At 62.6% G+C, this 12,546-nt stretch carries 9 protein-coding genes; 6 read left to right on the forward strand and 3 right to left on the reverse strand.

Features of this window, described 5'->3' with window-relative positions:
* Window positions 1-104 precede the first annotated feature (104 nt).
* Window positions 105-2,261, forward strand: coding sequence for a malate synthase G (locus tag FF80_RS19240; protein ID WP_035103320.1), 2,157 nt, complete (start codon window positions 105-107; stop codon window positions 2,259-2,261).
* Here FF80_RS19240 and ade read toward each other — a convergent pair whose 3' ends face one another.
* Window positions 2,262-3,971: an adenine deaminase gene (ade, locus tag FF80_RS19245; RefSeq protein ID WP_035103322.1), complete on the reverse strand. Its 1,710-nt coding sequence runs from the start codon at window positions 3,969-3,971 to the stop codon at window positions 2,262-2,264.
* Between the two features lie 128 nt (window positions 3,972-4,099).
* Between ade and FF80_RS22030 the strand changes: the two genes are divergently transcribed.
* Complete coding sequence (locus FF80_RS22030; RefSeq protein WP_160172864.1) at window positions 4,100-4,258, forward strand: hypothetical protein; 159 nt, start codon at window positions 4,100-4,102, stop codon at window positions 4,256-4,258.
* Window positions 4,259-4,348: 90 nt separating this feature from the next.
* On the opposite strand, the gene FF80_RS19250 is transcribed toward FF80_RS22030, so the two are convergent.
* A complete protein-coding gene (locus FF80_RS19250) occupies window positions 4,349-6,592 on the reverse strand; it encodes an EAL domain-containing protein (RefSeq protein WP_052153776.1) in 2,244 nt (747 codons plus the stop codon).
* Between the two features lie 94 nt (window positions 6,593-6,686).
* Entirely contained in the window at window positions 6,687-7,901 is a 1,215-nt protein-coding gene (locus FF80_RS19255) for an ROK family transcriptional regulator (protein WP_035103324.1), read from the reverse strand.
* A 286-nt stretch (window positions 7,902-8,187) separates the two neighbouring features.
* On the opposite strand from FF80_RS19255, the gene FF80_RS19260 reads away from it, so the two are divergent.
* From FF80_RS19260 to FF80_RS19275, 4 genes are all read left to right on the forward strand, one after another.
* A complete protein-coding gene (locus FF80_RS19260; protein ID WP_035103326.1) occupies window positions 8,188-9,216 on the forward strand; it encodes a sugar ABC transporter substrate-binding protein in 1,029 nt (342 codons plus the stop codon).
* Window positions 9,217-9,359: 143 nt separating this feature from the next.
* Window positions 9,360-10,436 carry an ABC transporter permease gene (locus FF80_RS19265; protein WP_035103328.1) on the forward strand — a complete coding sequence of 359 codons (1,077 nt, stop codon included), beginning with the start codon at window positions 9,360-9,362 and terminating at the stop codon, window positions 10,434-10,436.
* Window positions 10,433-11,245 carry an ATP-binding cassette domain-containing protein gene (locus FF80_RS19270; RefSeq protein ID WP_052153777.1) on the forward strand — a complete coding sequence of 271 codons (813 nt, stop codon included), beginning with the start codon at window positions 10,433-10,435 and terminating at the stop codon, window positions 11,243-11,245. Before FF80_RS19265 ends, FF80_RS19270 begins: the two co-directional genes overlap by 4 nt.
* 205 nt (window positions 11,246-11,450) lie before the next feature.
* A complete protein-coding gene (locus tag FF80_RS19275) occupies window positions 11,451-12,497 on the forward strand; it encodes an NAD(P)-dependent alcohol dehydrogenase (protein WP_035103330.1) in 1,047 nt (348 codons plus the stop codon).
* The last annotated feature ends 49 nt before the right edge of the window (window positions 12,498-12,546 follow it).

Raw genomic sequence — 12,546 nt, forward strand, 5'->3', positions numbered from 1 at the left:
TCACCCGCCGGCTTTGCCGTCGACCTCTCGCCTGAGGGGCGAGGTGAGCATCGCGCCACATGCAATTGCCCTCCCTACAGGGAGGAGACGAAGAAGGAACGACAATGACCTACGCGACAAAATCCGGCCTTTCGGTTCATCCTCTGCTGGTCGATTTTGTTGAGAAAGAAGCGCTTCCCGGGCTTTCTGTATCGGCCGATCAATTCTGGAGCGGGTTTGCGGCGCTAGTGGCCGAGCATGGCCCCACCAATGCGGCGCTGCTGGCCAAGCGCGAGGATTTGCAGGGCCGGATCGATGATTGGCATCGCCGCTATGGACCAGTCGCCAATAATCCACAGGGCTATGAATTCTTCCTGCGGGATATCGGCTATGTGGTGCCTGAGCCGGCTGATTTTACGATTGAAACCACCGGGCTTGATCCTGAGATCACCACGCTTTGCGGCCCGCAATTGGTGGTGCCGGTCAGCAACGCGCGCTATGCACTGAATGCGGCGAATGCGCGCTGGGGCAGCCTCTACGACGCGCTCTACGGCACCGATGTTATCGAGCGCGGCGGCGATCTTGCGCCGGGCAAGGGCTATAATGCGGCGCGCGGGGCAGCGGTGGTCGATCGGGCCGCGAGTTTCCTCGACGAGGCGTTTCCGCTCGAAAATGGCAGCCATCGCGACGTTACGGGCTATCATGTGATCAAGGACGGCGAGGTCCGCCGGCTGGTCGTCGATTCGGAAGCTGGCCGCACGGCGCTCAAGGATGCCTCGGCTTTTGTCGGCTATGGCGGCACCGAGACCAAGGGCGAGCTGGTGCTGCGCCATCAAGGGCTGCATGTCATTCTGGTGATCGAGCCGGGCAGCGTTATCGGCGGGTCGCATAAGGCGGGGCTCAGCGACATCATTGTCGAGGCGGCGCTGACCACGATTCAGGATTGCGAGGACTCGGTTGCGGCGGTTGATGCCGAAGACAAGGTCGGGGTCTATCGCAATTGGCTGGGCCTGATGAATGGCAGCCTGGAAGACACGTTCGAAAAGGGCGGGCGGCAGGTGACCCGCAAGCTCAATGCCGATCGCAGCTACAAGGACGTGAATGGGGCGCCGCTGGTGCTCAAGGGCCGTTCGCTGCTGCTGGTACGCAATGTTGGCCACCTGATGACGACGGACGCGGTGCTGGCCGATGGCAAGCCGATTGGCGAAGGGTTGATGGATGCGGCACTCACCGTGCTCTGTGCCATGCATGACAGGCTCAACAGCACGACGGGCGCGATTTATATCGTCAAGCCCAAGATGCATGGGCCCGAGGAAGTGGCCTTTGCCTGTGCGATTTTTGCCGCGGTGGAGAGGATGCTGGGCCTCAAGCCACTGACTATCAAGATCGGTATCATGGACGAAGAGCGCCGCACCTCGGCCAATCTCAAGGCGGCGATCCACGCGGCGCGCGAGCGGGTGTTTTTCATCAATACCGGGTTCCTCGATCGCACGGGCGACGAGATCCATACCTCAATGGAAGCCGGAGCGGTGCTGCGCAAGGACGAGATCAAATCCGAGCGCTGGATTGCCTCCTATGAAGACCGCAATGTGCTGATCGGGCTGGCCTGTGGTCTTTCCGGCAAGGCGCAGATCGGCAAGGGCATGTGGGCGCGGCCTGACGACATGGCGGCGATGATGAGCTCCAAGTCCGGCCATCCCAATGCGGGCGCCAATACGGCCTGGGTGCCCTCGCCGACGGCCGCGACGCTCCATGCCCTGCATTATCACCAGATCGACGTGTTCGAGGCGCAGCAGCGCCGTCACAACCAGCCGGTGCCTCCTCTTTCGGAATTGTTCTCCATGCCGGTGCAGGCGCCTTATGCGCTGAGCCGCGAGGAGATTACCCGCGAGCTGGAGAATAATGCGCAGGGCATTTTGGGCTATGTGGTGCGCTGGGTGCAGCAGGGCGTGGGCTGTTCCAAAGTGCCCGATATCAACAATGTGGGCCTAATGGAAGACCGCGCGACCTGCCGGATTTCCTCGCAGGCGGTGGCCAATTGGCTGCGCCATGGCTTGGTCTCAAAAGACGAGGTGACCTCGGTGTTCGAGCGCATGGCGGCGGTGGTCGATCAGCAGAATGCGGACGATCCGCTCTATCGGCCGATGGCGGAGAATTTCCAATCGGTGGCATTTCAGGCCGCGCTCGATCTGGCGCTGCATGGGGCGGATCAGCCCTCGGGCTATACCGAGCCGCTGCTGCATGCGGCCCGGCGGAAGGTCAAGGCGCGGCAGGCGCATTGATCAGCTGACGAAATCGAACTTATCGACGTCGAACAGGCCGCGGTCGGTCATCTTGAGATGGGGGATGACCGGCAGCGCGAGGAAGGCGACTTGCAGGAACGGTTCGGGCAGGACGCAGCCTAGCGCGAGGGCTGCGTCGCGCAGGTGATGCAGGTCCTGCGCGACGGTTTCGAAGGGATTGAGGCTCATCAGCCCGGCTATGGGCAGGGCCAGTTCAGCAGTTATCCTCCCCCCATCGGCGACCGCAAAGCCGCCCTGCAGCTCGATCAGCCGGTTGACGGCTAGGGCCATATCCTCGTCATTAGCGCCGATGACGGTGATGTTGTGGCTATCGTGGCCGACCGAGCTGGCGATGGCGCCGCGCTGCAGGCCGAAGCCGGTGACGAAGCCGCGGCCGATATTGCCGTTGCGGCCGTGGCGCTCGATGACCGCACATTTCAAAACGTCTTGCGCAATGTCGGCCTGGGTTCCCCTTTGGTTAACCTCCAGCGTCGCATTTTGGCGGAATGTGAGAATGAGGCCCGGTTTTACCCCGATGACCGGGGTCTGGTTGCGATCGGCACGGGCGGGGACGATGAAATCATCGGCTACGATGGGGCGGGATTTGACCGAGGTCAGGCCCACCGGCGGCACGGGCTTGCGCGCGGCGAACAGTTCGGGACGCACCAGGCGTCCAGCGGTCAGCACGTCGGAAACGCGGCAATCCTCGAGGCTATCGAGCAGGGCGATATCGGCGCGCCAGCCGGGGGCGAGCAGGCCCCGATCGGTCAGGCCAAAAATGCGGGCGGCCGAGTGGCTGGCGGCGCGATAGACATGGTGCAGCGGGCGGCCCATGGCGATGAGGCGGCGGATGGAACTATCGAGGTGGCCCTCCTCGGCGATGTCGAGCGGGTTGCGATCGTCGGTGCAGAGGGCGACGAAGCTCGAGGTGTTTTCGTCCAGTATTTCGGCCAGCGCCTTGAGATCCTTGGAGACCGAGCCTTCGCGGATCAGGATGGCCATGCCCTTGGCGAGTTTTTCGCGGGCTTCGGCGGCTGATGTGGCCTCATGGTCGGTGCGGATGCCGGCGGCAAGATAGCCGTTGAGCCCCTGGCCGAGCAGCAGCGGGGCGTGGCCATCGATATGGCCGTCCTGGAAGGCGGCGAGCTTGGCGATAATGCCCGGATCGGCTGACAGCACGCCGGGAAAGTTCATCATTTCGGCCAGGCCAATGACCTTGTGATGGTTGCGGAACCGCTCGAGGTCTTCGATCTCCAGCGCCGCGCCATTGGTTTCAAAACCGGTGGCCGGCACGCAGGAGGACAGGTTCACCCGTATATCCATGATGGTCTCGGCGGCGCTATCGAGGAAATAGCGAATACCCTCGGCGCCCAGGACATTGGCGATTTCGTGCGGATCGCAGATGGCTGTGGTGACGCCATGCGGCAGCACGCAGCGGTCGAATTCGAAGGGCGTGACCAGCGAGGACTCGATATGCAGGTGGGTATCGATAAAGCCGGGCACCGCATAGCGGCCGGCGCCCTCGATGATCGTCTCGCCCTCATAGCTGGCATGGGTGCCCACGATGCGGCCGGCCACGATGGCGATGTCGCTTGGGGCGGTCGCGCCGGTGATGACATCGAGCAATTGCACATTCTTGATGACGAGATCGGCTGGTGCCTTGCCCTGTCCGGCCATGATCATGCGGGTGAGAAGTGCGGCAGAGGTCATCAAAATATCCTGGAATGGGCAATGGCTGAAACTCGGCCGCTGGCCCTGCGGCGTCAAGTCCCGGCTTTGCCCGGAACCAGGGCAGGGGGCACACGTTTGCCCCTAAGCGCCAAAAAGGGGAGATTGGTTTGGAAACCTATGATCCACACAAGAACAAGACCGAGGTGCGGCAGGGCAACCCGCGCAAGATGAACATGCGCGTGCTGGTCATTTCGCTGATCGGCATCGTTATCCTGTTCGCCATCATCTATCTCGTCTTTGCCATGAGCCAGCCGAACCCGACCTGATGGGCCGCCTGATCAGAGCCAGCCGCGAGGACTTGACTATTGTCCGGTGCCAATAGACGGGTTCCGGCGGCTGCCGGCCAGGCCCATTGCTCAAGCGGCGTGGTTGCGGGCGCGGCGGCGGCGTTCGGGTGTGTTGAGCGGGTCGGCGAAAATGCCGGCGATCTTGGCGGGGACGACAGCCCCCGAGAACAGGAAGCCCTGCAGGGTATTGCAGCCCATCTTGCCCAGAATGGTTGCCTGTTTTTCCGATTCCACGCCCTCGGCGGTGACTTCGATATCCATGGCATGGGCGAGCGTAACGATGGCCTGGGTGATGGCGACCGAAACATGGCCTTCGGCAAGCTGGCTGACAAAGGAGCGGTCGATCTTGATGCGATCGACGGGGTAGCGCTTGAGATAGCTCAGTGAGGAATAGCCCGTGCCGAAATCGTCCAGCGCGATCTGGATGCCTGCCGCACGGAAGGTGCGCAGGTTCTGGGCCGAAATATTCTCGTCATCGAGCAGGATGGATTCAGTGATTTCAAGTTCCAGATCAATCGGACGCATGCCCGTTTGGTGCAGGATATCGAAGACCTGATTGGAGAAATACGGGTTGCGCAGCTGGGTCGGGGACATGTTGACCGCGATGGTGCGGCCCGGGGCACTGGCGCCGACCTCGCAGGCCCGCCGCAGCACGAATTCGCCCAACTCCTCGATAAGTCCGGTATTTTCAGCCACGGGAATGAAACGCGCGGGAGAAATCTGCCCGTATTTGGGGTGATACCAGCGGGCCAGCGCTTCGGCGCCGATGACCTTGCGCGTCTTCTGATCGACCAGTGGTTGGAAGGCGACCGAGAGCTGATCGCTGCGCTTGAGCGCGGCGCGCAGCTCGCCTTCGATGGTGTGCTGGAGCTGGAGCAGCTCGTTCATGTGTTCTTCGTAGACCATGGCGCGGTTGCGCCCGCCCGCCTTGGCCTCGTAAAGCGCAATATCGGCCTTGCGCACCAATTCGCGTGGTTCGTCCGAACTGGCGTTGGCTTCAACAATGCCGATACTGACCCCGACATGGGCCTTGAAGTGACCCAGATCAAAGGGGCGGCCGATGGCTTCGATGATGCGCCCGGATACCGCCATGGCGTCGAAGGGGCGATTGTGGGTGACGGCGAGAATGGCGAATTCGTCGCCGCCGAGCCGGGCCACCATGACTTCGGTGCCGACAACCAGGCGGATGCGTTCGCCGACGCTGCGGATCAGATCGTCGCCGGCCTGGTGGCCCAGCGTGTCATTGACCTGCTTGAAGCGGTCGAGATCGAGCATCAGCAGGACGATGTTGGTACTCGGGGCCTTTTGCTCGCGCAGCACGCGCGCCAGGTGGGTATCGAAATTGGTGCGGTTGGGCAGGCCGGTCAGCCGGTCGTGTGCGGCCTCGTGCTCGGCAATCCGGCGGCCTTCCTGCAGGGCGGCCGAAGAGCCGCGCAGCTTGCGCAGCAGCAGCATGAAGAGCAGCGCGCCTGCCAGGATTACGACGATCAGAAGCGGTACGGTATGGCCCAGCATCAGCCGGCCGGGGCGGTCGCCGGTCCATTCGAAAAAGGCCACGAAACGCCCAACATCGTTGATCACCGGGTAGGACACGCGATCGGGACTGGCCGAGGGGACGAGCACGAAGGCTGCATCCTCGATCAGATATTGATGCATCATTTCGCCGACGGTCTGTGGCCCGAGGAAGCGCACCGAGACCATCAGGTTTTCCGAGCCCGGCGTGTGCGCTATGCTGCGGGTGTGGCTGACAATGGGGCTGACGCCGACAATGGCAGGCTTGCCATCGACCAGCGCGAAGTCGCAGACCGTGGGTGGAACATCGACCTTGCCATTGACGAAATCGGCCATCTGGCCGGCGGCTATCAGGGTTCGCAACTGATTGACCAGGGGCATGACGCCACTGGCCATATAGCGGAAGCCGGTGGTGGACGTATCTTGCCCATTTTCCATTACATAGAGCGGCCGGTCCTGGGCATCGAGCACCATTGTGCGGTCATGCCCGAAGAAACTATGCATCCACAGACCCAAATTGGCATGGACCCAATCGCCGTCGAAGTTTTGGCCGGCCCGGATCACCGCCTCGTCCCAGATGGCCATGCCACCCTGGTCCTTCAGCATGTGATCGCGCTTGGCCTGCAGCACCTGCGCGACCATGATGGTCTGGCGTTCAATGGCACGCTGATCGATCGTGCTGGTCGACCAGAAGACAAAGCCAATCACAGCGGCAGCTGTTGCAACCAGCGCCAGGACGACGGGCAGCAGGACAGCCGTTATAAAGTGCCAACGTTCGGTCGTCGAAGTTTGCGCCTGCATGAATAGGAACCGGGCCGATAACCCGCTTAACCTAGACCGGGTAAACTTGCAGACTGGTTACCGGATTTCGCATAAATCCGCGGACCGATCTTAATCAGCCGTTTTCCTTGAACAGGACTTCGCGATCCTGGGTGAAATTGGCCAATAGCGGCAGGCACGCGCCGCCAACCTCACGTGCGCCGAAGCCGATCGTGCCCTGGGCAATGTCGAAGGGGGCCAGGCCTTGCCGGTCGAACTGCTCCAAGGCTGCCCGCGTCGCCTCGACCAGGCGGGTGCGCACCGAGGGGGGGAAGGCGCCATCCAGAACGATGGTGCGGAAATCGATGATGGAGACCGCCGTGACGCAGGCCAGCGCCAGGCTTTGGGCGGCCTCGGCGATCCAGTCATCGAGCGGAGCGCCCAATGGGCCCCAATCGCTGGGGTCGAGCCAGAGCACTTGTGGATCCACGCCCGCCGCCTTCAGCCGGTCGGCCAGCACATAGATCGAAGCGCTGCGCAGAATCTGCTGGAAGCCGCCGGGAACGGGAACGGGCAGGGGAGCCAGAGCGCCGGCATAGCCGGTGCGGCCGGGAAACAGATGCCCTCCCAGCACGACGCCGCCGCCCAGAAACGAGCCGAGGAAAATATAGAGGAAATCCTCGCCATGCTGGCCATTGCCCAGCACCAGTTCGGCCGCGCAGGCGGCGGTGCCGTCATTGTGCAGATAGACCGGCCAGGTGCTGATGGCGGCGATATCGCGGCGGATATCGGCATGGCGCCAGGATTCGAGCACTTCGGGCGGCGCGGCCAATTGCGCCTCCCAGTTCCACAATTCGAAGGGCGAGGCGATGCCGAAGCCGGCAATGCGGGGGCGTTCGGCAGGACTGAGCTGGGCGGTCAATTCGGTGATGCCGCGGCGGGCCAGAGCCAGCACGATATCGGGCGTGGGATAGGGGTGTGGCTCATGGATGCGGCCCAGCACGGTGCCGACAAAGTCGAGCAGCACGATATCGGAGCTGCGCCGGCCGATCTTGAGCCCCAGGAAAAAAGCGCCGCGCGGATTGAGCGCATAGGGCACGAGGGGCTGGCCTACCTTGCCGCGCAGCGGAGACTGGCGCGCGATCAGGCCATCGCGTTCCAATGCATTGGCGATGGTCGATATGGTCTGGGGCGACAGGCCAGTGCGGCGCGCGATATCGGCCTTGGGCAGGGCACCGTGACGCCGGATCAGCGAGAGCACCAGCCGCTCATTGTAGAGGCGGACGCCCGTCTGGTTGGTGCCGCGGCTCAGATCGTCCGAACGGGCCCGGCCGCCGTCTGCCTCAACCATCCATCCGCCCCTGTTTTCTTAACCAGGCCAATAATTTGCCATAGCGCAGCTAGCCCAAATGGGCCCGAATTCGCAATCGTTTTCATTGGCTTGCAGCTCCTCCGCGTAAACTAGTGGCGCCGATGAGGTCGTTCTGTCAATTAATAAATCAGTTGGATTAATTTATTGACAGGAGCGGAATGTGTGGCTGATATGGCGGCGAGGACGGTGGCCGGAGGAGAGCGCCACGCGGTCTTTCGACCCGCCGCGCCCAGCAGGGCGACGGCACATCCCGGGAGGAGACATTATGGGTAGGTTTATCAAAATCGCGGCCGCAGGGGCCGTGATGCTGGGTCTGATGGGTGGCACGGCCGTGATGGCGCAGGAGACCATTGTCGGGCTGATCACCAAGACGGAGGGCAATCCCTTTTTCGTCAAGATGCGCGAAGGCGCCCAGGCCAAGGCGGACGAGTTGGGCATCGAATTGCGCACCTTTGCCGGCAAGTTCGACGGCGACAATGACAGCCAGATCGCGGCCATCGAAAACCTGATAGCCTCGGGCGCCAAGGGCTTTGCCATCGTGCCTTCGGATTCCAGTGCCATCGTGCCGACCATCCAACAGGCGCGCGATGCGGGCCTGCTGGTCATCGTACTCGATACCCCGCTCGATCCGATCGAAGCGGCCGACGCCACGTTTGCCACCGACAATCGCAAGGCGGGCGAGCTGATCGGGGCCTGGGCCAAGGGCACGCTGGGCGATGCGGCGGCCAATGCCAAGGTTGCGTTCCTCGATCTGGCGGTGAACCAGCCGACCGTCGACTATCTGCGCGACCAGGGCTTCATGGCCGGCTTCGGGATCGATGTGAAAGACCCCAACAGATATGGCGACGAAGACGATGCGCGTATTTGCGGGCACGAAATGACCGGCGGCGCCGAAGATGGCGGCCGCACCGCCATGGAAACGCTGCTGCAGAAATGCCCCGATATCAACGTGGTCTATACGATCAACGAGCCTGCCGCTGCGGGCGCGTTCGAGGCGCTCAAGGCCATCGGCAAGGATGATGGCTCGGTGCTGATCGTGTCGGTCGATGGCGGTTGCCCGGGCGTTGCCAACGTCAAGGCCGGCGTGATCGGCGCCACCAGCCAGCAATATCCGCTGCTCATGGCCTCGATGGCGATGGAAGCCATCAAGACGTTCGCCGATACCGGCGAAAAGCCTGCTGTGACGGAAGGGCTGGATTTCTTCGACACGGGGGCCGCGCTGGTGACCGACAAGCCGGTGGCGGGAGTCGAGTCCATCGACACCACCAAGGGTACCGAACTCTGCTGGGGCTAAGCTGACCTGACCACCGGGGAATGGTTCGACCTCATCCTGAGCTTGTCGAAGGACGCGGTTGAACTATCCCCGGTGCCACGCCCTCGTGGTTCGACAAGCTCACCATGAGGCCTATTGAGACATTACCCTGGGGAGGGGCGTTGATGAGTGATGACGCAAGCGGCTCGGCCGTAGCGGAAAAGGGATTGGCGGGCGCCGCGCAGGCGGTGGCCAGTTTCGAGGAGGATGCGCCCGGCCCGATCCGGCGGCTGCAGGCGTTCCTGCACAGCTATCCCACGGCCATTCCTTTCATCGTGCTGATCGTGGCCATTGCGATCTTTTCGGTGGCGGCGGGCAGCAAGTTTTTCGCGCCCTTCAATCTGTCGCTGGTGTTGCAGCAGGTGACGATCATTGGCGTGCTGGGCATTGCCCAGACGCTGATCATCCTCACTGCCGGCATTGATCTGTCGGTCGGTGCGATCATGATCCTGAGCTCCATCGTCATGGGGCGGCTATCGGTGGTCGCGGGCGTACCGGTGGAAATTTCCTTCGTGCTGGGCATCGGCACCGGCATTCTGTGCGGGTTGATCAATGGCGTATTGGTGGCGCTGGTCAAGCTGCCGCCCTTCATCGTGACGCTGGGCACCTGGTCGATCTATGGCGCCATGATCATCTTCATCTCGCAGTCCGAAACCATCCGCAGCCAGGATATCGCGGCTATCGCGCCCATGCTGCAATGGATGGGCGCGCGAGTGGCGCTGGGCGGCGGGGCGATCCTCACCGCAGGCTCGATGGTGATGATCCTGATCGCCGCGAGCGTCTGGTATATTCTCAATCGCACCGCCTTTGGCCGGCATATCTATGCGACGGGCGATGATCCGGAGGCAGCGCGGCTGGCCGGTATCAATACCAAGATGACGCTGATCGGCGTCTATACCCTGGCCGGGTTCATTTGCGCCCTGGCGAGCTGGGTGCTGATCGGGCGCGTCGGCGCGGTATCCCCGCTCGGCAGCCAGACGGCGAATTTGGATTCCATCACTGCCGTGGTGATCGGGGGCACTTCGCTGTTCGGCGGGCGCGGCTCGATCGTCGGCACGCTGCTCGGCGCGCTTATCGTGGGCATGTTCCGCAATGGCCTGGCGCTGGCAGGCGTCGATGTGCTCTGGCAGGAATTTGCCGTGGGCGCCCTTATCATCATCGCGGTCACCACCGACCAGTGGATCAGGAAGATTTCCGCATGAGCCTCGATCAAACAGCAAGCCTTACCGCAACGCCGATCGCCGGGCCCCAGCCGATCCTCAGCGCCACTGGCCTGCAGAAGCGCTATGGCAAGGTAGTGGCGCTGGACAATGCCGATTTCGAGCTGATGCCCGGGGAAATCCTGGCCGTCATCGGCGACAATGGCGCGGGCAAATCAACGCTGATCAAGGCGCTGTGCGGCGCCGTGATCCCCGATGCCGGCACGATCAAGCTCGATGGCTCACCGGTGCATTTCAAATCGCCGATGGAGGCCCGGCTGGCTGGCATCGAAACGGTGTATCAGAACCTTGCCCTGTCGCCGGCGCTGTCGATTGCCGACAATCTGTTCCTGGGCCGCGAAATGCGTAAATCCGGGCCGCTTGGCAATATCTTCCGGCTGCTGGATCGCTCGACCATGAACCGGCTGGCGCGTGAAAAGCTGAGCGAATTGGGGCTGATGACCATCCAGAACATCAACCAATCGGTGGAAACGCTATCGGGTGGCCAGCGGCAGGGTGTTGCCGTGGCCCGGGCGGCCGCGTTCGGCTCGCGCGTGGTGATCATGGACGAGCCCACGGCGGCCCTGGGGGTCAAGGAAAGCCGCCGCGTGCTGGAATTGATGCTCGATGTGAAGCGGCGCGGCCTGCCGATCGTATTGATCAGCCACAATATGCCCCATGTCTTCGAGGTGGCCGATCGCATCCACATCCACCGGCTGGGCAAGCGGATCGCGGTGATCAATCCGAAGGATTACACAATGTCCGATGCGGTTGCGATCATGACGGGCGCGATGCAGCCTCCTGGGATTTAGCGAACCCCTCCACTATCGTCATCACCCGGCTTGTCCGGGCAATCCATCCCGCCGCGTCCGCTGAAGCATGGATCACCCGGACAAGCCGGGTGATGACGGCGCGGAGAGTGCGTATCCGAACCGCGATTCCCGGCTTCGCGGGAATGGCCCGGTGGGATACAAGATTTCATCGCAATGCCAACCAGCCAGTTTACGGATCTGTCCCATGACCAAAGTCCGCGCCCTTGTTCTTGAACGCCAGCATGAATTGGCGCTGCGCGATATCGATCTGCCGCTCGATGTGGGGCCGGGCATGGTCAGGATTGCCATCCATACCGTGGGCGTCTGCGGCTCGGATGTGCATTATTACACCCATGGCAAGATCGGGCCGTTCGTGGTCAATGCGCCCATGGTGCTGGGGCATGAAGCGGCGGGGACCGTTACCGAAATCGGGGCGGGCGTGACCAATCTGAGGGTGGGTGACCGCGTTTGCATGGAGCCGGGCATTCCCGATGCCAATTCGCGGGCCAGCCGGCTGGGCATGTATAATGTCGATCCCGCCGTGCGCTTCTGGGCGACGCCGCCCATTCATGGCGTGCTGACGCCCGAGGTCGTGCACCCGGCCAATTACACGTTCAAGCTGCCCGACAATGTCAGCTTTGCCGAAGGCGCCATGGTTGAGCCCTTCGCCGTGGGCATGCAGGCGGCGACCAAGGCCAGGATCACGCCCGGCGATACGGCGGTGGTGCTGGGCGCCGGGCCGATTGGCACCATGGTGGCGATTGCGGCTTTGGCTGGCGGTTGCGCGCGGGTGATCGTGGCCGATCTGGCCCAGCCCAAGCTCGATATTGCGGCGCGCTATCAGGGCGTCATCCCGGTCAATATAAGCGAGAAGAATATCGTCGAGGAGGTCGCGCGGCTGACCGATGGCTGGGGCGCCGATGTGGTGTTCGAATGCTCAGGTTCGCCCCATGCCTGGAAAACAATTATGGACCTGCCGCGCCCGGGCGGCGCTATCGTGGTGGTCGGCCTGCCGGTCGATCCGGTGGCGGTGGATATCGCCGGGGCGTCGACCAAGGAGCTGCGGATCGAAAACGTGTTCCGCTATGCCCATCAATATGACCGCGCCATCGCGCTATTCGCCTCGGGCAAGGTGGATTTGAAGCCGCTGATTTCCGAAACGTTCGCCTTCGAGGATTCGATCAAGGCGTTTGATCGCGCCGTTGAAGCGCGGCCGAGTGATGTGAAGCTGCAGATCAGGGTGGCGCGGTAGCGAAATAGAGCCAGTAGACCTCATCCTGAGCCTGTCGAAGGACGAGGTC

It is taken from the genome of Devosia sp. LC5 (genome assembly GCF_000735585.1).
In the GTDB taxonomy this organism is placed as follows: Bacteria; Pseudomonadota; Alphaproteobacteria; order Rhizobiales; family Devosiaceae; genus Devosia.